Below are 21,552 nucleotides of genomic sequence, written 5' to 3'. Positions count from 1 at the left end.
AGTTAATAACCATATAAATCAACCAGTTAAGCTTTTACGCCTGGCCTGGCACGACTCATGCTCTACACTCTTGGACGATTGCCTGGGACGCCTCAGGAGCCGTCAAGGGCATTCGCTGTACAAGAGAGCCGTCTAACTGGCTTCATAAAAAAAACAAATGTCGAGGAAGTATTGATGCGCATCGTTCCCCATATCCTGGGCGCAGCTATCGCTGCTGCTCTGATCAGCACTCCAGTTTTTGCCGCCGAACTCACCGGCACACTGAAGAAAATCAACGACTCCGGCACCATCACCCTCGCTCACCGCGACAGCTCCATTCCGTTTTCCTACATCGCGGATGGTTCGGGCAAACCCGTTGGTTACTCCCACGACATTCAAGTGGCTGTCGTTGAGCAACTGAAAAAAGACCTGAACAAGCCCGACCTGAAGACCAAGTACAACCTGGTCACCTCGCAAACCCGTATCCCGCTGATCCAGAACGGCACTGCGGACCTTGAGTGCGGCTCCACCACCAACAACACCGAGCGCGCCCAGCAAGTCGACTTCACCGTCAACATCTTCGAAATCGGCACCCGCCTGCTGGTCAAGAAAGACAAGGAAGGCAAGCCTTCCTACGCTGACTTCGCTGACCTCAAAGGCAAGAACGTCGTGACCACCGCCGGCACCACGTCCGAGCGCATCATCAAAGCGATGAACGCCGACAAGCAGATGGGCATGAACGTCATCTCCGCCAAAGACCACGGCGAATCCTTCCAGATGCTCGAAAGCGGCCGCGCCGTTGCGTTCATGATGGACGACGCCCTGCTGGCCGGCGAAGAAGCCAAGGCCAAGAAGCCGGATGATTGGGTCATCACCGGTACTCCGCAGTCTTTCGAAGCCTACGCCTGCATGGTTCGCAAAGGCGACCCGGACTTCAAGAAAGCCGTGGATGACGCCATTGTCGCCCTGTACAAGTCCGGCGAGATCAACAAGATCTACGCCAAATGGTTCGAAAGCCCGATCCCACCGAAAGGCCTGAACCTGAACTTCCCGATGAGCGACAAAGTCAAGGATCTGATCGCTAACCCTAGCGACAAACCAGCGCCAGAAGTAAAAATCTGATACCTGACTAAGCTTATGTCCTGAGGGAGCCAACCCTCCCTCAGGCGTCTGTAATTACCTGCTGGCTTTAACTTGGAACACTCGACCTGGCGGTTTTCGAGCCGATCGCGTGTGCCTGGCGTTCATCGTCAGGTGGGAATGGATCTTCCCCAAGCGGGTGCTTGTACATCGATCGACTTCGAGGGGAGACCCTAATGAATTACAACTGGGACTGGGGCGTGTTCTTCAAGTCCACCGGCGTGGGCAGCGAGACTTATCTCGACTGGTACATCGCCGGCCTGGGCTGGACCATTGCCATCGCTGTCGTGGCGTGGATTATCGCCTTGCTGCTGGGCTCCATTCTGGGGGTCATGCGCACGGTGCCAAACCGCCTCGTATCGGGCATCGCGACCTGCTACGTGGAACTGTTTCGTAACGTGCCGCTGCTGGTTCAGCTGTTCATCTGGTATTTCCTGATACCCGACCTGCTGCCGCAAAACCTGCAGGACTGGTACAAACAGGACCTCAACCCGACCACCTCGGCCTACCTGAGCGTCGTCGTGTGCCTGGGCCTGTTCACCGCTGCCCGTGTGTGTGAGCAAGTGCGCACCGGCATCCAGGCGCTGCCACGGGGCCAAGAGGCCGCTGCGCGCGCCATGGGCTTCAAGCTGCCGCAGATCTACTGGAACGTGCTGCTGCCCCAGGCCTACCGCATCATCATTCCGCCGCTTACCTCGGAATTCCTCAACGTGTTCAAGAACTCCTCCGTGGCGTCCTTGATCGGCTTGATGGAACTGCTGGCGCAAACCAAGCAGACCGCCGAATTCTCGGCCAACCTGTTTGAAGCCTTCACCCTGGCTACGCTGATCTACTTCACCCTGAACATGAGCCTTATGCTGCTGATGCGTGTGGTCGAGAAGAAAGTCGCGGTGCCCGGCCTGATCTCCGTGGGGGGTAAATAATGGAACTCGATTTCAGCGGCATCATCCCCGCCATCCCGGGCCTGTGGAACGGCATGGTCATGACCCTGCAGTTGATGGTCATGGGCGTGATCGGCGGCATCGCACTGGGGACGATCCTGGCGCTGATGCGCCTGTCGTCCAGCAAACTGCTGTCGCGCGTGGCCGGCGCCTACGTGAACTACTTCCGCTCGATCCCGCTGCTGCTGGTGATCACCTGGTTCTACCTGGCGGTGCCGTTCGTGTTGCGCTGGATCACCGGCGAAGACACCCCGATCGGTGCGTTCACCTCCTGCGTCGTGGCCTTCATGATGTTCGAAGCCGCGTACTTCTGTGAGATCGTGCGGGCCGGCGTGCAGTCGATCCCCAAGGGCCAGATGGGCGCAGCACAAGCGATGGGCATGACCTATGGCCAGACCATGCGCCTGATCATCCTGCCCCAGGCGTTCCGCAAGATGACCCCGTTGCTGCTGCAACAGAGCATCATCCTGTTCCAGGACACCTCGCTGGTCTACACCGTGGGCCTGGTGGACTTCCTCAACTCCGCCCGCTCCAACGGCGACATCATCGGCCGCTCCAATGAGTTCCTGATCTTTGCCGGTGTCGTCTACTTCATCATCAGCTTTTCCGCCTCGCTGCTGGTCAAGCGTCTGCAAAAAAGGTTTGCCGTATGATCTCTATCAAGAACATCAACAAGTGGTATGGCGACTTCCAGGTGCTGACCGATTGCAGCACTGATGTCAAAAAAGGCGAAGTGATCGTGGTGTGCGGGCCTTCGGGCTCGGGTAAGTCCACGCTGATCAAGTGCGTCAACGCGCTGGAACCCTTCCAGAAGGGCGACATCGTGGTCGACGGCACCTCCATCGCCGACCCGAAGACCAACCTGCCGAAATTGCGCTCGCGCGTGGGCATGGTGTTCCAGCACTTCGAACTGTTCCCGCACCTGACCATCACCGAAAACCTGACCATCGCGCAGATCAAGGTGCTGGGCCGCAGCAAGGAAGAAGCCACCAAGAAAGGCCTGCAACTGCTGGAGCGCGTCGGCCTGTCGGCGCACGCCCACAAGCACCCCGGCCAACTCTCCGGTGGCCAACAGCAACGTGTGGCGATTGCCCGCGCCCTGGCCATGGACCCGATCGTCATGCTGTTCGACGAACCGACCTCGGCCCTGGACCCGGAAATGGTCAACGAAGTGCTGGACGTGATGGTGCAACTGGCCCATGAAGGCATGACCATGATGTGCGTGACCCACGAAATGGGTTTCGCCCGTAAAGTCGCCGACCGCGTGATCTTCATGGACGCCGGCAAGATCATCGAAGACTGCCCGAAAGAAGAATTCTTCGGCGACATCAGCGCCCGCTCCGAGCGTGCACAGCACTTCCTTGAGAAAATCCTGCAGCACTAAGCCCTACACAGCTGCCACTGTAGGAACATGGCCAATGTGGGAGGGGCTTGCCCTCTCCCACATTGGATCGCGCAGGCCGGTAAGCTCTGGTTGACCCAAGGCATCTGTGATGAAATGCGACCCCAACCAATTTCGCGCCGCACCGCCATCACTTGCCGTGAAGCCTCGTCTGATTCGCCAACTGTTCCTGCCGCCGTTGATCGTCGCCCTGATGATCGGCCTGGGTTATATCGGCTTCTGGATCAGCGAGTACTACGGCATCCGCACCCTCAGCGACACCGGCGAACGCCAGTTGGAGCTGCATGCCCGCACCGTCGAAAGTGAACTCAGCAAATACACCTACCTGCCCAGCCTGCTGGAGCTGGAGACCAGCGTCTCGCAGTTGCTCGCCGACCCGAGCCAGGAAACCCGTAAAAGCGTCAACGATTACCTCGAAGGCCTGAACCGACGCAGTCGCAGTCGGGCCATTTATGTGATGGACACCACCGGCCGGGTACTGGCCACCAGTAACTGGCGCGATGCCGACAGTTATCAGGGCGAAGACCTGTCCTTCCGCGCCTATTTCCAGAACGCCGTGCGTGGCCAGCCCGGACGTTTCTACGGCATCGGCAGCACCAACGGCGAGCCCGGCTATTACCTGGCCCACGGCCTGGAAGAGCACGGCAAGATCATCGGCGTCGCAGTGGTCAAGGTGCGTCTCGAAGCCCTGGAAGAACGCTGGCAACGTGCGCGCCTGGAAGCGTTCGTCAGCGACGAGAACGGCATCATCATTCTCTCCAGCGACCCGGCGCGCCGCCTCAAGGCCGTGCGCCCGCTGAGCGATGAGACCAAGGATCGCCTGGCCCACAGCCTGCAATATTACTGGGCAACACTGAACGAGCTGGAACCGCTGGCCCGTGAACGCCTGAACGAAGGCACCGAAAAACTGACCTTCCCGGCCAACAGCGAAGTGGTCAACGACGAACACGAAGTCAGCTACCTGGCGCAAACCCGCCCGCTCTACGACACGCCGTGGAATTTCACCCTGCTCACCCCGCTCAATGACCTGCGCCGCGCAGCGATCAACCAGGGCATCCTGGTGGCTGTGGCCTTTGGTCTGGTGGCTTTCCTGCTGATCGCCTGGAACGAGCGGCGCAAGGTCATCGCCACCCGCCTCGCCGCGCGTGAAGCGCTGCAGGAAGCCAACAGCCAGTTGGAACGTCGGATTGCCGAACGCACCGCCGACCTGCGCGCCAGCAACGAACGGCTCAAGGGCCAGATCCGCGAACGGCGTCAGGCCGAAGAGACCCTGCGTCGCGCCCAGGATGAGCTGGTGCAGGCCGGCAAACTGGCGGCCATCGGCCAGATGTCCACCAGCATCGCCCACGAATTGAACCAACCGCTGGCGGCGTTGCGCACCTTGTCCGGCAACACTGTGCGCTTCCTGGAGCGCGGCGCCCTGGATACCGCCAGCGCCAACCTCAAGACCATCAACGAACTGATCGACCGCATGGGGCGCATCACCGCTAGCCTGCGCTCCTTTGCCCGGCGCGGTGATGACCAGGGCGAAGCCAACCTCGCCAAGGCGGTGGACGCCGCGTTCCAGGTACTGGGCGCACGCCTGGACAGCCTGGCACTGACGGTGCACCGCGACTTCGCAGCGGCCCAACTGCAGATCGACCAGACGCGCCTGGAGCAGATCCTGGTCAACCTGATCGGTAACGCCCTCGACGCCATGCAGGCCCAACCCACCCCTGAACTGTGGCTGGAAGGCAGCGTTGCCGAAGGCAAATACCGCCTGTATGTGCGCGACAACGGCCACGGCATCGACGCCGAGGCGCGCAAGCATTTGTTCGAACCGTTCTTCACCACCAAGCCGGGCGAGCAAGGCCTGGGCCTGGGCCTGACCCTGTCCGCCAGCCTCGCGGCGGCCACCGGCGGCAACCTCGCCGTGGAACACCCGGCCAGTGGTGGTACTGCCTTTGTCCTGAGCCTGCCATTGGTGGGCGCTCAAAAAGCTGAGTCGACATGAATATTGATCCTCAAGACCTCACCGTGCTGATCGTCGAAGACGACCCCCATGTGCTGCTCGGCTGCCAGCAGGCGCTGGCGCTGGAAGATATTCCCAGCGTCGGCGTAGGCAGTGCCGAAGAGGCGTTGAAGCGCATCGGCGAGAACTTCGCGGGCATCGTGATCAGCGACATCCGCCTGCCGGGCATCGACGGCCTGGAGCTGCTGACCCGCCTCAAGGCCCTGGATAAAAGCCTGCCGGTGGTGCTGATTACCGGGCACGGCGATATTTCCATGGCCGTCGGCGCCATGCGCAACGGCGCGTACGACTTCATGGAAAAGCCCTTCTCTCCCGAACGCCTCGTGGATGTCGCCCGGCGTGCCCTGGAGCAACGCGCACTGGCGCGGGAAGTCTGGTCACTGCGCCGTCAGTTGGCCGAACGCGACTCCCTGGAAGGCCGCATCATCGGCCGCTCCCCGGCCATGCAGAACCTGCGCGAGCTGATCGCCAACGTCGCCGACACCTCGGCCAACGTGCTGATCGAAGGCGAGACCGGCACCGGCAAGGAGCTGGTCGCCCGCTGCCTGCATGATTTCAGCCGGCGTCACTCGCACCAGTTCGTCGCGCTCAACTGCGGCGGCCTGCCCGAAAACCTGTTCGAAAGCGAGATTTTCGGCCACGAAGCCAACGCCTTCACCGGCGCCGGCAAGCGGCGTATCGGCAAGATCGAACACGCCCATGAAGGCACGCTGTTCCTCGATGAAGTGGAAAGCATGCCGATCAACCTGCAGATCAAATTGCTGCGGGTCTTGCAGGAACGCACCCTGGAACGCCTGGGTTCGAACCAGAGCGTGGCGGTGGATTGCCGAGTGATCGCCGCCACCAAGTCCGACCTCGACGAACTGAGCCGCGCCAGCCAGTTCCGCAGTGACCTGTACTACCGCCTCAACGTGGTCACCCTGGAACTGCCGCCTTTACGCGAGCGCCGGGAAGACATCCTGCAACTGTTCGAACACTTCCTGCAGCAGTCGTCCCTGCGCTTCGACCGCAGCGTGCCGGAGCTGGACAACCAGACCTTGTCGAGCCTGATGAGCCACGACTGGCCCGGCAACGTGCGTGAACTGCGCAACGTCGCCGAACGCTTCGCCCTCGGCCTGCCCGCCTTCAAGAAGAGCGGCGCCGGCAGCGGCAACCAGGGCGTGGCCTTCACCGAGGCGGTGGAAGCGTTTGAACGCAACCTGCTCAGCGACGCCCTGCAACGCAGCGGTGGCAACCTGACCCAGGCCAGCCAGGAGCTGGGGATGGCCAAGACCACGCTGTTCGACAAGGTCAAGAAATACGGGTTGAGTCACTGATGGATCTGTTCCTGAAGGCCGCCCTTGGCGCGGCGGTGGTGCTGATATTGGCGGCGCTCGCCAAGACCAAGAACTATTACATCGCGGGGTTGGTGCCGCTGTTTCCAACCTTTGCGCTGATCGCCCATTACATCGTCGGCAAGGGCCGTTCGGTGGAGGATTTGAAGACCACCATCCTGTTCGGGATGTGGTCGATCATTCCATACTTTGTGTATTTGGCGACGTTGTATGTGCTGGTGGACCGGATGCGGTTGGAGGCGTCATTGGCCTTGGCGGCGGTAGCGTGGTTGATGGCGGCGACGGTGCTGGTCAGCGTCTGGGTGCGCCTCCACACCTGACACACCACAGTCAAAATGTGGGAGGGGGCTCGCCCCCGATAGCGGCGTGTCAGTCACCTTATCTTTAACTGACCCACTGCCATCGGGGGCAAGCCCCCTCCCACATTTTTTATCCCGGTTGGGTCAGCGGACTATTTTGTCGACTTGAATGCCCAGCTTCTTGAGGCGATACCAGAAACTGCGTTCAGAGATCCCGATCTTCGCCGCCGCCGCAGCCTGCACCCCGTTGCTCTCGTGCAACGCCGCCAGTATGTAGGCCTTCTCCACCTCCGCCAGCGCCGCGTCCAGGTCCTGGGGAATCCCCGGTCCATCGCTGAGGATCGCCGTCACGCCGCCCTCGCCCGGCTTCGACGCAAACAGATACCCCGGCAAATCTATATCCTCGATCACCGGCGACGCCGCCACGATGGTCGCGCGCTCCACGCAGTTTTGCAGCTCGCGGATATTGCCCGGCCAGTGATACGCCGCCATGGCCTGCAACGCCTCGGGGCTGAAGCCGGTGATGCGTTTGCCGGCGGTGGCGCTGAGGCTGTGGGCGAAGTGACGCGCCAGCGGGGCGATGTCTTCCACGCGCTCGCGCAGGGCCGGTAACGGGATCGGGAACACGTTGAGGCGGTAATACAGGTCTTCGCGAAACTCCTTATTGGCTACCGCTTCCAGCAGGTTCTTGTTGGTGGCCGCGATCACCCGCACGTCGACTTTGCGTTCGCGAGGGTCGCCCACCGGCTCGATGACCCGCTCCTGCAAGGCGCGCAGGATCTTGGCCTGCAACGCCAAAGGCATATCGCCGACTTCATCAAGGAACAGCGTGCCTTTGTCGGCCTGCATGAAGCGCCCTACCCGGTCCGCGACTGCGCCAGTGAACGCGCCCTTGCGGTGACCGAACATTTCGCTTTCCAGCAACCCTTCCGGGATCGCCGCGCAGTTGACCGCCACGAAAGGTTTGTCGGCACGGCTGCCGTGCTTGTGGATGGCACGGGCGACCATTTCCTTGCCGGTGCCGCTTTCGCCGGTCAGCAGGATGGTGGCGCTGCTGTCACGTACCGAGTCCACCGCTTGCAACACCGTGCGAAACGCCGGGCTGTCGCCCACCAGGCTGTCGAACTGCGCATGCTCATCCAGCTCGGCGCGCAGGCGTGCGTTGTCGCGCATGATGTCGCGAAACTGCAACGCCTTGCTGACGGTGATGTCCAGCTCATCGATATCGAACGGCTTGGCGATGTAGTCATAGGCGCCGTTGCGCATCGACTGCACCGCGTTTTTCACCGTGCTGTAGGCGGTCATCACGATCACCGGCACGTGGGGGTAGCGCACCTTGATCTCCGCCAGCAGCGCCGGCCCGTCCATGCCTGGCATACGCCAGTCGCTGATCACCAGGTCAATGTCTTCCTGCTCCAGCACCTTGAGCGCATGCAGGCCGTTACCGGCGATAAATACCTGGATGCCGTTCTGACTCAGGGCCGACGCCAGCAGGTCACAGAGCTTGGGTTCGTCGTCGACCACCAGAATGTTATGCGTCATGACTGTCCTCGTCGTCTTCGCCCATCGCCGGAATGTACAGGCTGAAGGTGGCGCCGGCATCTTTCTCGCTGGCGCATTCGATGCTGCCGTCGTGACTTTCCATGATCGAATAGACTTTGGCCAGGCCCAGGCCGGTACCTGAGGCCTTGGTGGTCACGAATGGCGTAAAGATGCGCTCGACCATCTCTGCTGCAATGCCCTGGCCGGTATCGGCAATGCTGATAACGGTGTGGTCGTTCACCGTGCGAATCCCCAGCGTCAGGCGCCCGCCGTCGGGCATCGCGTCGATGGCGTTGAGAATAAGGTTGAGGCACGCCTGTTTAAGCTGCTTGGCATCCGCGTAGATCGTCGCGCCCGGTGCCTGGTCGTCGATCTGCGTATCAATGTTATGTGTCGCCAGTTCCGGCGCGCAGAAGCCGAGGATCTCCTCCACCAGCGCACGCACCGGCTGCACCACCCGTAGCGGCGGGTTGGGCTTGGCGAAGTCGAGGAACTCGGTGATCAGGTCGTTGATGCGGCTGACTTCACTGATCACGTATTCCAGGTGACGCTTGTCGGTGTCCGGCAGGTCGGCGCGGCGGTGCAACAACTGGGTGGCGGTCTTGATGATGCCCAGCGGGTTGCGGATCTCGTGGGCGAGGCCCATGGCGACTTCACCCAACGCGTGCAGGCGGTCACGTCGGCGCAGTTGGGCCTCAAGGTGATGCAACTCGCCAAGGCGCTCGGTCATATGGTTGAAGGTGCTGCTCAACTGCGCCAGCTCATCGCCGCCGCTGACCGCCACGCGGTGCGTGTAATTGCCCGAGATCACCGCCCCCACGCCTTCGGACAAATCCCGCAGCGGCCGGGTCAGGCGCCGCGACACCAGCACCCCCGCCGCCAGCGACAGCGCCGAGCTGACCAGGAAAATCAGCACGAACAGGTTGCTCTGGTTGACCAGCCCCATCAGGCTGCTATGGCGCAGCAGACCGCTGAAGATCACGCCTTGCAAATCGCCGGCATCGTTGAAGATCGGCCAGTACAAACCGCTGTAGTTATTGGTGAACTGCTCGCTGGGCTGGCGAGTGGCGCGCATGGCGGTTTCGACAGTCTTGGGGATGCGCGACGGGTGATCCTCAAAGCGCTGGGTCGAGAAGATTTCCGAGAACCCCTCCGGGTTGGCCAGGTACAGGCGCAGGTCGAGGGAATGCACATCGGCCACGCTGGTCAGGAAACTGCTGTCCAGGTAGGTGCCGACCAGCAGCAGGTAGTCGACGCCGTCCCGGCTGGTCTCGAAGGTGGAGACCACGATACCGGTGGTGGCCCCGCCCACCTTGACCGTTTGCAGCACCGTATTCTTGGCCAGGCTGATCTGCTGCACGATGTCATCGGCGGCGGTGGTGAACACCACTTTTCGATCACTGGCGCGGATCAGCGCCACCACGTCGATGTCCGTGGCATCAGCAATGTCGGCCGTCAGCCGGTCGTGTCGGGCGGCTTGCTTGTTGTCCGGCGGGCTGATGTAGCGCAGGAACAGCTTGGCCATGCGCGCGTTGTCGTGAAGGATGTCGCCGATCTCGTCCTTGACGATCTTGGTCGACTCTTGCAGCCAAATGCGCACGTTACTGTCGAAAATCTGCGACAGCGTGCTAGCGGCCAGTTCCGCCGCGATCATGGTGGGAACCACGCTGACCAACCAGAACGCCAGCACCAGCTTGCGCTGGACGCTCCAGCGCGAAATGGCAAAGGGGCGGGCTTTCTGGCGGGTCTTGGTGATCATCAGGTTTCGCTTATCGCAGCAGCCATGGCAGGGTCGGAACGATCCGGTCGAATAAACAGTTTTACCAACTTGAGCAGGCCGTTGACCAGCCGGTTGCGATGCCGGAAGAACACGCTGTTGCCCTGGAACTCGCAGCCCAGGCGCAGCTTACTGGCATACCCGGCCTGGCCGCACTCGTACAGCGCAATCTTGTGCTCAATACAGTAGTCGACGTTGGTCAGCCAACTGCGGAAATACAGGTTGTAGTCACGGGTAAACGCCACGTCATGCCCGAAAAACTTATCCACCAGCCGGTGCTCGTCCACCAGCATCAGGTTGAACGCCACCAACTGCTCGTCCACCCAGTAAAGCGCACACACCGCGCGCGACTCAAGGCGTTCGAGCACACCGGTGAAGTAGCTCGCAGGCAGGCGTTCGAACTGCAACTCGGCCCGTGTCAGCGTGGCTTCGTACAGGCGCATGACCTCAGGCAGCACGTCGTCGATATTGCGCCGCCATTCCACCCGAGGCCCCGGCGCGCGCAGTTTGCGGCGCAGGTCCTTGCGCGTGGATTTGCCCAGCGAGCCGAGGTAGGCGTCCACCGAACCATAGGGCAGCGGCAATACGCCTGTGGGCAGGCTCGGCATGGCCTGGAAACCGGCGGCGCGGCAGCTGTCGACCCAGTGCGGATCGTTGCTCGGTGCGTCCTTGACCGCCAACAGGCCGATGCCGAAATCATCGGCGTCGTGGCGCGCGGCTTGCAGCACATGCTTGAGCAACAGCGGGCGGCGCGACTCGGGCACGTGGCTGGCAAACCCGGCATCACAGCGCTCGGCCACCGGCGAGCCGATGGCGTACAGCCCCAACTGCAAGACGCCGGGCCACAGCCGCTCCAGGCGTTCGGTCAAGCGCTTGCCGGCGCCGGACACCGTGGTATCGAGGCGGTAATGGGTGATGAACGCGGGCGCGACCGCCACCAGGGTTCCATCTTCGTAAACCGCCAGGTAGCGCCATTGGAAATCATCGATGGCGGCGTTTTCCACGGCGACGTAATAGTCCCAGTCCTCCAGGGCACCCGGAAAACAATCGTTCCATGCACTGCGCTGGAGGGCCCGGATGGTGGGGAAGGCTTGGGTGGTGATCACATTGGCTTCCAGTTGGAGTTGTTGTGGTGAAAGTGCTTTTGTAGTGAATGGGGCTTCTTATGGTGAGCGGGCTTGTCGAATCGTCGCACCGCCCGCGCTGGGTGGCGAAGCAGCCCCAATCCAGGTAATGAGTTTCTCCAGCTAGACCGCAATGGCAGGTTTTGGGGCGGCTTCGCCACCCAGCGCAGGGCAAGCCTGCTCACCACAACAGCCCTGCTCACCACAACAAGCCTGCTCACCACAACAGCACTGCTCACCACAGGAAACTTGCCGGCTGATGAAGTCAGCACTCAACTCAATCACCCGCCGGTATTGCAGGTCGACGGTGATCATGTGGTAGCAGTTATCCAGCAGGATCTTGGTCACCGGCCCGCCAAGGTGGCGCTCCACGTAATCGGCGTTCCAGCGGCTGGTGATGTCGTCCTCGATGGAGTGCAGCACCAGCGCCGGCACGTTGATCCGGGGCATGCGTTTCTTGACCACCGCGTTCATCCAGTGCAACTCGCGCACGGTCACGCCTTCCATGGTCAACAACCCCGCTTCGCTGCTCTCGCCCTCCTTCATCTGCCGCTCGACGATCGCCCGCAGCCGTTCATTCTTGATGCCGTACGGCGGCTTCTCGGTGAAGCGGAACAAGCGCACGCCGAAAGGAATGCGGATCAGCAACGGCGTGATAAACGCCATTTTGCTGATGCTCCAACCGTCGTACTTCAAGGTGGTGGAATACATCAGCAGGCCGGCGACCTGGCCCGGATGCTCGGAGGCCAGGTACATCGACATCACCGCGCCCATGGACAAGCCACCGACAAACACCTGCCCATGCCGCTGCTTGATCTGTACAAACGTCTTGCGCACGCCTTCATACCAGTCACGCCAGCCAGTGGCCTGCAGGTCACTGTTATCACCGCAGTGCCCGGCCAGGGTGGGCACGTACACCGTGCAATTGCCCGCCTTGGCCAGGCCCTTGGCGACCTGGCGCAGTTCGGTCGGAGTGCCGGTCAGGCCGTGGATCAACAGGATCCCGACCGGACCTTCACCGAGAACGAAGCCGGCATCACCTTCGCCGAGGTCGATCTCTGCCCGGCTCACCGCGTGGTCGCTCGCACCAGCAGTTGCTCAAGCAGCTGCAAGCCGAGGTCGATTTCCGGGTAGCTGATTTCCAGGGACGGCGCGAGGGTGATCACGTTCTTGTAGTAACCGCCCACGTCGAGGATCAGGCCGAGTTTCTGGCCATCCACCACCATGTCGCCCTTCATGCCTTCTTCGACCATGTAGTCCAGGGTCGCCTTGTCCGGCGTGAAGCCGTCCGGGCCGCAGATTTCGCAGCGCAGCGCCAGGCCCAGGCCGTCGACATCGCCGATGATCGGGAAGCGCTTCTGCAAATCCTGCAGGCCCTCCAGAAAGTATTTGCCCTTGGCCATGACCATTGCGCCGTAGTCGACTTCGTTGGTCATCTTGAACATTTCCAGGCCCACCGCCGTGCCCAACGGGTTGGAGGCAAAGGTGGAGTGGGTCGAGCCTGGCGGGAAGATCTTCGGGTTGATCAGCTCTTCACGGGCCCAGATGCCACCCAGTGGGTTGAGGCCGTTGGTCAGGGCCTTGCCGAACACGATCACATCCGGCTGCACGTCGAAGTGCTCAATCGACCACAGCTTGCCGGTGCGGTAGAAGCCCATCTGGATTTCGTCGGACACCATCAGAATGCCGTGCTGGTCGAGCACGTGCTTGAGCTCACGGTAGAAGTTCATCGGCGGGATTACGTAGCCGCCGGTGCCCTGGATCGGCTCGACGTAAAATGCTGCATATTCGCACTGGTTGGTTTTCGGGTCCCAGACGCCGTTGTATTCGGTCTCGAACAGACGTGCGAATTGCTGCACGCATTGGCTGCCGTACTCTTCTTTCGTCATGCCTTTGGGGCCACGGAAGTGGTACGGGAACGGGATAAAGTTGGCGCGCTCGCCGAAGTGGCCATAGCGGCGACGGTAGCGAAAACTGGAGGTGATCGACGACGCGCCGAGGGTGCGCCCGTGGTAACCGCCTTCGAAGGCGAACATCAGGCTTTTGCCGTTGCTGGCGTTACGCACCACTTTCAGCGAATCCTCGATGGACTGCGAACCGCCGACGTTGAAGTGCACGCGCCCGTCCAGCCCGAACTTGTTCTTGGCGTCCACCGCGATCATTTCCGACAGCTCGATCTTGCCCTTGTGCAGGTACTGGCTGGCGATTTGCGGCAGGGTATCGATCTGCTGTTTCAGCGCGTTGTTCAGGCGCGGGTTGGCATAGCCGAAGTTGACCGCCGAGTACCACATTTGCAGGTCGAGGTAGGCCTGGTCTTCGGTGTCCCACACGTAGGAGCCTTCGCAGCGGCTGAAAATACGCGGCGGCTCGATGTAGTGGACGGTGTCGCCGTAGGAGCAGTACTTGGCTTCTTTATCCAGGAGGATCTGGTCTTCGGCGGTAGCGATGCGGATATCAGACATGGTGGAAAATTTCCTGTGTGTCGGCAGTGAAGGAGGTCGCGTTGGCGGCAATGCCCTGAGGCAGTTGCGCGAGCAGCGCAGGCACTTGGGCAAAGCTGTCGAAGCGCGCATGGGGAATCTGGTGGGCGACGCAGTACTCGGCGAGGCTGCCCTTGGCGAACACGAAGTCGGCGGTGGAGGCCACGCACATGTCGGACTTGCCGTCGCCGATCACCAGCACGCGCTTGTTGCGCGGCGTGGATTTGCACTTGCAGTTGCCGGACGCGGCGCGGCAGGCGTCGCTGGAATACGGGAAATCGATGCGCCAGCTGTTCTGGTCGACCTGGCGCAGGCGGTTGGCGAGGATCGGCAGCAAGGTCACGTAGTTGCGCGACAGGATCCGCGCAATGCCTTGCTCGATACCATCGCTGACCACTTCGATGGACGCGCCGAGGCCAATCACGTGATCGACGAAGTCCGGAAAGTCCGGGTCGATCTCGACGCTGTCGAAGTACGCCAGCAACTCGCTGGGGGTGGCCTTGATCAACGCCAGTTGGCGGCTCAGGCATTCGCGTGAACCGATATGCCCATCCAGCCATTGCTGCTCGATGGTTTCCCACTCGGGGCCGGCGAAGCGTTGGAGGACGTTGTCGATAACATCGGTGGGGGTGATGGTCCCGTCGAAGTCGCACACGATATGCCAGTCAATCATTGTGGTTACCTTGATGGAGTGCGCTGTCTGCGCGTTCACCAGGGGTAGAGCAGGGAGTGTGCCAAGTGGCTGAAGCCCAGCGGGGCTGGGCGCGGGAGGCGCAATGTGTCGTGGAAGCTACAATTTTTGTAGCTTGCTACAAACAAGATGAGTGCTTGCGTGGGGCCGGGGGTTTGCGCGTTCATGCGCGTGTATTCACTTAGGAACTGTGACCATGTTGAGGATCACATGCGCGGCACTCGCCGGTTTACTGAGCCTCGCCGCCCACGCCGAAGGCATCAGCGGTGACGTCGGCGCAGGCGTCAGCTACCAGCCCCACGACCCGACCGGCAGCCGCTACGAAACCCGGCCCGTCCCCTACCTCGACCTGGACTGGGGCAACGTGAGCCTGGGCACCGATGACGGTTTGAGCTGGAGCGCCCTGAACACCAACGGTTTCAGCGCCGGCCCGTACATCAATTACCTGCAGGGGCGCACCTCCAACGGCTCGTTGCAGGGCCTGCGCAACGTGTCGGACATGGCTGAAATAGGCGGGTTCATCCAATACGCTCCGGCTGACTTCTGGCGGGTCTATGCCCAGTTGGGCCAGGCTGTCGGTGGTGGTCATTCCCAGAGCGGCGCGCTGGGCAAGGTCGGCGGCGAGCTGGGCTATCCCCTGGGCGGTGGGATCATTGGCAGCAGTGGGCTGGTGGCGCACTTCGCGGATGCGCGGCAGACCCAGACGTATTTCGGGGTGGATGAAAACGAGGCGGCGGCCACGGGTTTCAAGGCCTACAACGCCAGCGGCGGTTTCCAGAACATCACCCTGAGCCAGAGCTTCCAGTTCCCCCTGGCGCCCAACTGGTCACTGCTGACCAGCGCCAGCTGGGTGCATCTGGTGGGTTCGGCGGCGGACAGCAGTATCGTCAGGCAGGCCGGTGAGGTGAACCAGGGCCAGGTGCAGACGGCGATCAGCTACACCTTCGACTGATTCACCTGATGCATGGAGATATAAATGTGGGAGGCGGCTTGTCCCCTCCCACCTTGGCCTGCAGTTCATGGCCTATCTCAGTTTTCTTCGCCCTCAGCCAGCAGCGCTATCCCGCCGATAATCACTGCAACGCCTGCCCAGTGCAGCGGGCTGATATGTTCCCCCAGCCCCAGCCACGACCCCAGCAGCACCACCACAAACACCAGTGAACTCAGCGGAAACGCCAAGGACAGACTGCTGCGCCGCAGGATCAGCATCCACACGAAAAACGCGCCGATGTAGCAGGCAATCGCCGCCAGAATCCCTGGGTTACGCGCCACATCGGCCAGCCACTGCAGGTTGAAATCCATCTGCCCCAGTTGGTCACCGGCGACTTTGGTAAACAACTGCCCGGCGCTCTCGGTACAGATCAGTAAGGCCCAGAGCACCACGGTGCCGAAACGCCCATGCAACCATGCGTGCGCATTCATGCCTGACTCCCGGCAATCGCCACCAGCATCACCCCCAAGGTAATCACCAACGTGCCCAGCCAGCGGCGGCGGCTGACGGTTTCACCCAGCACCACTTTGCCTGCCAGCACCACCCCGCAATACGCCAGCGCGGCGGCTGGAAACAGCAGGCTCAACGGCGCACGGGACAGAGCTTCCAGCCAGATAAAAAACTCGATGACGTAGGCACCGATCCCCGCCCACAGTAACGGCGCATTAAACACCTGGCCCCAGAATGCGTTCAGGCGAAAGCCGCCTTCCAACTCCGGCAAACGGTCCAGGCCGAGCTTGAAACACAACTGGCCGATCACATCGAGCACGATGGAAAACGCCACCAGCAACACCACGGTCAAGGTCACGGGAACAGCTCCTCAAACAGGTCGATCAGGGCTTCATTGGTGGCCGCATTGCGCTGCAAATCCTCGGGGCTCCAGCGCCCCACTGGCGGCTGGTCGGACTTGGCTTCCCAACGCTTTAACGCATTGCTGAACGCCGGCGTGGCGAACTCGCCGCACACGTCGATGCCGATGATCCGTTTGCGTGCCGCCAGCGCGCGCAGGGCCTGGAGCAAGTGGGTCAGGCGCATGCCGCCCTGGTCCCAGTTGGTGGCCGCGTCTTCACTGGCGAGCACGTCCTTGTCGATGGTGATCCAGATCGCCTCGGTGGGCAGGCTGCTGATCATCTGTTCAAGGAACGCGGCCCAGTCCAGCTCCGCCAGATTGCGCCAGTGCAGGTGGTTTTCCTGCTGCTGGTGACCCGCGCCATCGCCGACCCGGCCCCAGACTTTCGACGGCGGATGCTGCCAGGGAAACAGCTGCAACTGCCCGCGCTTGAGGGCGCCAAGGTTGCCGCCGCGCAGCTGCGGGTTGTGCAAGTCATCGCTGCACGGGCCGAGGGTGACGATGCGTTTGATCGCCGGCATCTTCAGCGCGCGGTTGACCCACGAACCGCAGTGTCGCTTGGGCGCAAAGCGCACCCAATCGGGGTGGTTATCGAAGTGGATCAGGCTGATGGGTTCTTTGAGATCGGCAAGGAAGGCCGGCGTGAGGTGGTGATAATCGCCGGAGCCGACAAACAGGATTTCCGGTCGCGCATCCGTAGGCCGTGGCCGTCGGGCCAGGCGTTCGGTGAAGCGTTTCCAGGTTTTTGCGGTGGACCACAGGCGCAGCTTCGGGCCCAGGTCGAGCAGGTCGATGCAGGTAGCACGGCCACTGGCCAGGCGCCGGGCAATCGGCGCCTGGGCCGTGAGGCTGTGATCGAGGTCGAGAATGTTCAAGGTCATGTGTCCCCTATGGCTTTAGGGGGTCAATGCAAGGGGCGGGCCAGTGAGATATTTGTGGGAGGGGGAAGCCCTCTCCCACATTTTGATTTGTGCTCGGCTTCAGTTCTGGGATTCGCGAATGATCTGGCGAATCGCCTCCACAAACGCCTCAACCGGCTGACCACCGCTGACCGCGTACTGGTCGTTGAACACGATGGTCGGTACCGACGTCACGCCACGGGATGTCCACAGCTGCTCTTGCTCGCGGACGTCGGCGGCGTATTCATCGCTGGCGAGAATCTCGGCCGCGCGCTTGATATCCAGGCCGACGCTCTCGGCAATGATCGCCAGGGTGGCGTGGTCGGACGGGTCCTGGCCATCGGTGAAGTAGGCCTTGAACAACGCTTCCTTGAGGTTGTACTGCAAGCCTTCCAACCCGGCCCAATGCAACAGGCGATGGGCGTCGAAGGTGTTGTAGATGCGGCTCTGGCCATCGGTGCGGAATGCAAAGTCCAGATCGGCGCCCATGTCGCGGATGCGCGCACGGTTGGCCTGGGATTCTTCGGCGGTCGAGCCGTATTTTTCAGTGATGTGCTCGACGATGTTCTGCCCTTCGGCAGGCATGTTCGGGTTCAGTTCGAACGGCTGGAAATGGATCTCGGCCTGCACCTCGGCGCCCAGTTGGTCGAGGGCTTCGGTCAGGCCACGCAGGCCGATGATGCACCAGGGGCAGGACACGTCACTGACGAAATCGATTTTCAGGGGAGTACTCATGGTAGGCAACCTCGTTGGCAGTCATACGCCGCAAAGGTTGCACGATACACCACCTCACAACAGCTTCGCAGGCGCCACCTGATCAATCTGTGCCCAATGGGCCGCGTCTTCACGATGGGCTTGCAGGTACGGCAACACCGCCGTCAACAGCGGCGCCTTGAAAGCCTCCTGGAAACGATGGGCCATGCCGGGAATCAGCTTCAATTGGCTGCCCTGGATATGCGCCGCCAGGTGCACGCCGTGCATCACCGGCAATAACGGGTCGGCGGTGCCGTGGACGACCAGGGTCGGCACGCGCAACTGGTTGAGCAGCGGTACGCGGCTGGGCTCGGCGAGGATCGCCATGATCTGGCGCTTCACGCCCTCCGGGTTGAAGGCACGGTCGTAAGAGAGCGCCGCCTGGTGCAGCAGCGCCTGGCGATCATCCTTGATCGTCGGGCTGCCCAGCGCGGCCAGCAGATCGGCCTGTTGCTCCAGGGCCACCTCGCGATTGGGCGCGCCGCGCCTCGACAACAGTTGCACCAACGCCGCACTCGGTGCCGGCAAGCCCTCGGCGCCGGAGCTGGTCATGATCAGGGTCAGGCTCTCCACCCGCTGCGGTGCCATGGCCGCCAAATGCTGGGCGATCATGCCGCCCATGCTCGCGCCGAGCACGTGAAATTGCTCGATCTGCAACGCGCTCATCAGCCCGAGTGCATCATCGGCCATATCGGTCAGGGTGTACGGCGCCGCCACCGGCAAGCCGAGCTTGTAGCGCAGCACTTCAAAGGTGAGATTGGCGTTGGCCGGCGCCTGGCGCCAGGTAGACAGGCCGACATCGCGGTTGTCATAGCGGATCACCCTGAAGCCTTGTTGACACAGGGCTTCCACCACTTCGTCCGGCCAATGGATCAATTGCCCACCCAGACCCATCACCAGCAGCAACGCCGGATCGGACGCACGGCCGATGCTCTGGTAGGCGATGCTCACCGTTTCCAGGTCGACCGTTTGGGTCGGGACATTGACATCACATCGAGACGCCGCAAAAGACGGCAGGCCAAACCAGAAGGCGGCCAGTAAAAGCAACACGCGCATGAAAAACACCGAAACGCAGAACCCCAGTAGAGCGCGAGTCTGATGAAGTTTGTTCAAGCGCGCTGCCACACTTGTATGACAGTTTGATGAAGAGTGCCCAGTGGTCGTGGTCGACACGCCTTGCAACATGAGACAAACTCACGCTATTCAACTTCGTCACAAATTGTCTTCATGGAGAGCCCGTGCTCGAAATCCGTCACCTCAAGACCCTGCACGCCCTGCGCGAAGCCGACAGCCTGGTGGAAGCCGCCGAGCGCCTGCACCTGACGCAATCGGCGCTGTCCCACCAGTTCAAGGAGCTGGAAGAGCGCCTGGGCATGCAGCTGTTCGTGCGCAAGACCAAGCCGCTACGCTTCACCAGCGCCGGCCTGCGCCTGCTGCAACTGGCCGACGCCACCCTGCCCTTGCTGCGCGGCGCCGAACGCGACATCGCACGATTGGCCGGTGGCACCGCTGGGCGCCTGCACATGGCCATCGAATGCCACAGCTGCTTTCAGTGGCTGATGCCGACCATCGACCAGTTCCGCGACGCCTGGCCGGAAGTCGAGCTGGACCTCGCGTCGGGTTTTGCCTTCGCCCCGCTGCCGGCCCTGGCCCGTGGCGACCTGGACCTGGTAGTCACGTCCGACCCGCTGGAACTGCCGGGCATCACTTATGTGCCGCTGTTCACCTACGAAGCCATGCTGGCCGTGGCCAACCAGCACGCGCTGGCGAACAAGTCGTTCATCGTGCCTGAAGACTTGCTGCCCGAAACCCTGATTACCTACCCAGTGGAGCGCGACCGCCTGGACATCTTCACGCGCTTCCTGGAACCCGCCGACATCGAGCCGGCCCAGGTGCGGACCTCGGAGCTGACGGTGATGATGATGCAACTGGTCGCCAGCGGCCGTGGCGTGTGCGGCATGCCCCATTGGGCGCTGCATGAATACAGCTCGCGTGGCTACGTGAAGGCCAAGCGCCTGGGTGAGAAAGGCTTGTTTGCGACGCTGTATGCGGGGATTCGTGCGGACATGCTGGATGCGCCGTACATGCGCGACTTTTTGCTTACGGCCAAGGACACATCGTTTTCGACATTGGACGGGGTAAGCGCAGTTCGCTGATCAAACCAGCCCTCGCTCCCACAGGTAGATCTCAGTCGGTCTTCAGTTCACGCCACATGTGGATCTTGTCGAAATATGCGACGCCCACCCGCACCGCCAGCGGCTCCAGGCCGTATTGAACGAACCCACAGCGTTGGTACAACGCAAACGCGGCATCATTGCCGGCGGTGACGGTCAGCTGGATCACTTTGAGGCGCGGGTGCTGGCGCGCTTCATCGAGCGCCGCTTCCACCAGGCGTCGGCCCAAGCCCTTGCGCTGATAAGCCTCGGTCACGTACATGCCAAACAACGTTACCTTGTGCCGCGCCTTTTCCCGAGGCTCGAACGCCAGGCCGACAATCCCCGCCAGTTCATCCCCTTCGAAACCGCCCAGCAGCCGATCCAACGGGTTGTCGAGGCGCTTCTCCCACCAGCTCGGCGGCATCAATGCGCGCTCGGCCACGCTGGAGGTAAACGCCTGTGGATAAACCTCATAGGCCTGCAGCATCAAGGCCCGATACACCTGTGCATCAGCCGCCCCGAGTGCGCGAATGTTCATGCGCTGCGCCGTTGCTCAACCATCAGCCGGACGGCCAGGGCGGCGAGGACAAAGCCCATGAAATAGCGCTGCACCGACAGCCAAGTGGGGTTGTGCATAAACCACGCGGCGATGGAGGCGGCAAACAGCGAGATCAGCATGTTCACCAGGAAACTCACGCTGATCTGGGTGAAGCCCAGCATCAGGCTCTGGGTAAACACCGAACCGTGTTCCGGGGTGATGAACTGCGGGAACACCGAGAGGTAGAACACCGCGATCTTGGGGTTCAGCGCGCTGGTAAGAAAGCCCATGGTCACCAGTTTGCGCGTGGAGTCCGGCGGCAATTGCTGGGCCTCGAACGGCGAGCGTGCGCCCGGCTTGACCGCTTGCCAGGCCAGCCACAGCAGGTAGAGCGCGCCAGCCCACTTGAGCACTTCATAGGCCATCGGCACCGCGAGAAACACCGCCGTCAAACCGACCGCCGCCGCGAACAGGTGCACAAAGAACCCCGCCACCACACCGAGCAACGACACCATGCCCGCCTTGCGGCCCTGGCAGATCGAACGGGAGATCAGGTAGATCATGTTCGGGCCGGGGGTGAGCACCATCAGCAGGCACGCGGCGGCGAAAATCAGCAAGTCGTTGAGTGGGATCACGGGTCAGTCC

General features: G+C 61.8%; 22 protein-coding genes. 9 read left to right on the top strand and 13 right to left on the bottom strand.

Going from position 1 to position 21,552, the window contains the following annotated elements; all coding sequences use genetic code 11:
* Window positions 1-174: 174 nt before the first annotated feature.
* From AB3G88_RS05675 to AB3G88_RS05645, 7 genes are all read left to right on the top strand, one after another.
* On the top strand, window positions 175-1,101 hold the full coding sequence (locus tag AB3G88_RS05675; protein WP_099583495.1) for a glutamate/aspartate ABC transporter substrate-binding protein: 927 nt from the start codon (window positions 175-177) through the stop codon (window positions 1,099-1,101).
* A 194-nt stretch (window positions 1,102-1,295) separates the two neighbouring features.
* Window positions 1,296-2,042, top strand: a complete 747-nt coding sequence (locus AB3G88_RS05670) for an amino acid ABC transporter permease (RefSeq protein ID WP_024073702.1) — start codon at window positions 1,296-1,298, stop codon at window positions 2,040-2,042.
* Window positions 2,042-2,713, top strand: a complete 672-nt coding sequence (locus AB3G88_RS05665; protein ID WP_158878448.1) for an amino acid ABC transporter permease — start codon at window positions 2,042-2,044, stop codon at window positions 2,711-2,713. Before AB3G88_RS05670 ends, AB3G88_RS05665 begins: the two co-directional genes overlap by 1 nt.
* Window positions 2,710-3,444 carry an amino acid ABC transporter ATP-binding protein gene (locus tag AB3G88_RS05660; RefSeq protein WP_049709764.1) on the top strand — a complete coding sequence of 245 codons (735 nt, stop codon included), beginning with the start codon at window positions 2,710-2,712 and terminating at the stop codon, window positions 3,442-3,444. The genes AB3G88_RS05665 and AB3G88_RS05660 overlap by 4 nt, the downstream gene beginning before the upstream one ends.
* 109 nt (window positions 3,445-3,553) lie before the next feature.
* A complete protein-coding gene (aauS, locus tag AB3G88_RS05655) occupies window positions 3,554-5,455 on the top strand; it encodes a two-component sensor histidine kinase AauS (RefSeq protein WP_112193742.1) in 1,902 nt (633 codons plus the stop codon).
* Window positions 5,452-6,789, top strand: coding sequence for a two-component response regulator AauR (gene aauR, locus AB3G88_RS05650; protein ID WP_112193741.1), 1,338 nt, complete (start codon window positions 5,452-5,454; stop codon window positions 6,787-6,789). The genes aauS and aauR overlap by 4 nt, the downstream gene beginning before the upstream one ends.
* Window positions 6,789-7,127, top strand: a complete 339-nt coding sequence (locus tag AB3G88_RS05645; protein WP_099583499.1) for a GlpM family protein — start codon at window positions 6,789-6,791, stop codon at window positions 7,125-7,127. Before aauR ends, AB3G88_RS05645 begins: the two co-directional genes overlap by 1 nt.
* Window positions 7,128-7,250: 123 nt before the next feature.
* Here AB3G88_RS05645 and AB3G88_RS05640 read toward each other — a convergent pair whose 3' ends face one another.
* The 6 genes from AB3G88_RS05640 to AB3G88_RS05615 form a co-directional block, all read right to left on the bottom strand.
* A complete protein-coding gene (locus AB3G88_RS05640) occupies window positions 7,251-8,648 on the bottom strand; it encodes a sigma-54-dependent transcriptional regulator (RefSeq protein WP_099583500.1) in 1,398 nt (465 codons plus the stop codon).
* A complete protein-coding gene (locus AB3G88_RS05635) occupies window positions 8,638-10,407 on the bottom strand; it encodes a sensor histidine kinase (protein ID WP_250925777.1) in 1,770 nt (589 codons plus the stop codon). Before AB3G88_RS05635 ends, AB3G88_RS05640 begins: the two co-directional genes overlap by 11 nt.
* Complete coding sequence (locus tag AB3G88_RS05630; RefSeq protein WP_099583502.1) at window positions 10,407-11,531, bottom strand: GNAT family N-acetyltransferase; 1,125 nt, start codon at window positions 11,529-11,531, stop codon at window positions 10,407-10,409. Before AB3G88_RS05630 ends, AB3G88_RS05635 begins: the two co-directional genes overlap by 1 nt.
* A 141-nt stretch (window positions 11,532-11,672) precedes the next feature.
* Complete coding sequence (locus tag AB3G88_RS05625; protein ID WP_480453462.1) at window positions 11,673-12,620, bottom strand: alpha/beta hydrolase; 948 nt, start codon at window positions 12,618-12,620, stop codon at window positions 11,673-11,675.
* Window positions 12,617-14,011, bottom strand: coding sequence for an aspartate aminotransferase family protein (locus tag AB3G88_RS05620; protein WP_480453461.1), 1,395 nt, complete (start codon window positions 14,009-14,011; stop codon window positions 12,617-12,619). The genes AB3G88_RS05625 and AB3G88_RS05620 overlap by 4 nt, the downstream gene beginning before the upstream one ends.
* Complete coding sequence (locus AB3G88_RS05615) at window positions 14,004-14,702, bottom strand: MtnX-like HAD-IB family phosphatase (RefSeq protein WP_112193731.1); 699 nt, start codon at window positions 14,700-14,702, stop codon at window positions 14,004-14,006. Before AB3G88_RS05615 ends, AB3G88_RS05620 begins: the two co-directional genes overlap by 8 nt.
* A 214-nt stretch (window positions 14,703-14,916) precedes the next feature.
* On the opposite strand from AB3G88_RS05615, the gene AB3G88_RS05610 reads away from it, so the two are divergent.
* On the top strand, window positions 14,917-15,672 hold the full coding sequence (locus tag AB3G88_RS05610; RefSeq protein ID WP_099583506.1) for a MipA/OmpV family protein: 756 nt from the start codon (window positions 14,917-14,919) through the stop codon (window positions 15,670-15,672).
* A 77-nt stretch (window positions 15,673-15,749) separates the two neighbouring features.
* On the opposite strand, the gene AB3G88_RS05605 is transcribed toward AB3G88_RS05610, so the two are convergent.
* The 5 genes from AB3G88_RS05605 to AB3G88_RS05585 form a co-directional block, all read right to left on the bottom strand.
* Window positions 15,750-16,142 (bottom strand): DMT family transporter, encoded by a 393-nt coding sequence (locus AB3G88_RS05605; RefSeq protein ID WP_191947177.1) that lies wholly within the window; start codon window positions 16,140-16,142, stop codon window positions 15,750-15,752.
* The gene (locus tag AB3G88_RS05600) at window positions 16,139-16,519 is read right to left on the bottom strand and encodes a DMT family transporter (protein WP_032891828.1); all 381 of its coding nucleotides are present in this window, start codon (window positions 16,517-16,519) and stop codon (window positions 16,139-16,141) included. The genes AB3G88_RS05605 and AB3G88_RS05600 overlap by 4 nt, the downstream gene beginning before the upstream one ends.
* Window positions 16,516-17,436: an arginase family protein gene (locus AB3G88_RS05595; RefSeq protein ID WP_158878489.1), complete on the bottom strand. Its 921-nt coding sequence runs from the start codon at window positions 17,434-17,436 to the stop codon at window positions 16,516-16,518. Before AB3G88_RS05595 ends, AB3G88_RS05600 begins: the two co-directional genes overlap by 4 nt.
* A 105-nt stretch (window positions 17,437-17,541) precedes the next feature.
* Entirely contained in the window at window positions 17,542-18,195 is a 654-nt protein-coding gene (locus AB3G88_RS05590; RefSeq protein WP_191958230.1) for a DsbA family oxidoreductase, read from the bottom strand.
* A gap of 54 nt (window positions 18,196-18,249) precedes the next feature.
* Complete coding sequence (locus tag AB3G88_RS05585) at window positions 18,250-19,269, bottom strand: alpha/beta fold hydrolase (RefSeq protein WP_099583509.1); 1,020 nt, start codon at window positions 19,267-19,269, stop codon at window positions 18,250-18,252.
* Window positions 19,270-19,451: 182 nt separating this feature from the next.
* Here AB3G88_RS05585 and metR point away from each other — a divergent pair, with 182 nt between their 5' ends.
* Complete coding sequence (gene metR, locus AB3G88_RS05580; protein ID WP_099583510.1) at window positions 19,452-20,369, top strand: transcriptional regulator MetR; 918 nt, start codon at window positions 19,452-19,454, stop codon at window positions 20,367-20,369.
* A 31-nt stretch (window positions 20,370-20,400) separates the two neighbouring features.
* Here metR and AB3G88_RS05575 read toward each other — a convergent pair whose 3' ends face one another.
* Both AB3G88_RS05575 and AB3G88_RS05570 read right to left on the bottom strand, forming a co-directional pair.
* Window positions 20,401-20,907 carry a GNAT family N-acetyltransferase gene (locus tag AB3G88_RS05575; protein WP_480453460.1) on the bottom strand — a complete coding sequence of 169 codons (507 nt, stop codon included), beginning with the start codon at window positions 20,905-20,907 and terminating at the stop codon, window positions 20,401-20,403.
* Window positions 20,904-21,542, bottom strand: a complete 639-nt coding sequence (locus AB3G88_RS05570; RefSeq protein ID WP_099583512.1) for a LysE family translocator — start codon at window positions 21,540-21,542, stop codon at window positions 20,904-20,906. The genes AB3G88_RS05575 and AB3G88_RS05570 overlap by 4 nt, the downstream gene beginning before the upstream one ends.
* Window positions 21,543-21,552: the final 10 nt, after the last annotated feature.

This window comes from Pseudomonas arvensis (genome assembly GCF_056688935.1).
The sequence above is the reverse complement of the archived record's forward strand: the minus strand, read 5'-3'. Positions and strand labels throughout refer to the sequence as shown.

Excerpts from the sequence above, each read along its gene's own strand:
- AB3G88_RS05610 (WP_099583506.1), top strand. The coding sequence starts at position 14,917 with ATGTTGAGGATCACATGCGCGGCACTCGCCGGTTTACTGAGCCTCGCC.
- AB3G88_RS05615 (WP_112193731.1), bottom strand. The coding sequence starts at position 14,702 with ATGATTGACTGGCATATCGTGTGCGACTTCGACGGGACCATCACCCCC.
- aauS (WP_112193742.1), top strand. The coding sequence starts at position 3,554 with ATGAAATGCGACCCCAACCAATTTCGCGCCGCACCGCCATCACTTGCC.
- AB3G88_RS05670 (WP_024073702.1), top strand. The coding sequence starts at position 1,296 with ATGAATTACAACTGGGACTGGGGCGTGTTCTTCAAGTCCACCGGCGTG.
- AB3G88_RS05585 (WP_099583509.1), bottom strand. The coding sequence starts at position 19,269 with ATGCGCGTGTTGCTTTTACTGGCCGCCTTCTGGTTTGGCCTGCCGTCT.
- AB3G88_RS05675 (WP_099583495.1), top strand. The coding sequence starts at position 175 with ATGCGCATCGTTCCCCATATCCTGGGCGCAGCTATCGCTGCTGCTCTG.
- AB3G88_RS05605 (WP_191947177.1), bottom strand. The coding sequence starts at position 16,142 with ATGAATGCGCACGCATGGTTGCATGGGCGTTTCGGCACCGTGGTGCTC.
- AB3G88_RS05620 (WP_480453461.1), bottom strand. The coding sequence starts at position 14,011 with ATGTCTGATATCCGCATCGCTACCGCCGAAGACCAGATCCTCCTGGAT.
- AB3G88_RS05635 (WP_250925777.1), bottom strand. The coding sequence starts at position 10,407 with ATGATCACCAAGACCCGCCAGAAAGCCCGCCCCTTTGCCATTTCGCGC.
- AB3G88_RS05660 (WP_049709764.1), top strand. The coding sequence starts at position 2,710 with ATGATCTCTATCAAGAACATCAACAAGTGGTATGGCGACTTCCAGGTG.
- aauR (WP_112193741.1), top strand. The coding sequence starts at position 5,452 with ATGAATATTGATCCTCAAGACCTCACCGTGCTGATCGTCGAAGACGAC.
- AB3G88_RS05590 (WP_191958230.1), bottom strand. The coding sequence starts at position 18,195 with ATGAGTACTCCCCTGAAAATCGATTTCGTCAGTGACGTGTCCTGCCCC.
- AB3G88_RS05665 (WP_158878448.1), top strand. The coding sequence starts at position 2,042 with ATGGAACTCGATTTCAGCGGCATCATCCCCGCCATCCCGGGCCTGTGG.
- AB3G88_RS05575 (WP_480453460.1), bottom strand. The coding sequence starts at position 20,907 with ATGAACATTCGCGCACTCGGGGCGGCTGATGCACAGGTGTATCGGGCC.
- AB3G88_RS05645 (WP_099583499.1), top strand. The coding sequence starts at position 6,789 with ATGGATCTGTTCCTGAAGGCCGCCCTTGGCGCGGCGGTGGTGCTGATA.
- AB3G88_RS05640 (WP_099583500.1), bottom strand. The coding sequence starts at position 8,648 with ATGACGCATAACATTCTGGTGGTCGACGACGAACCCAAGCTCTGTGAC.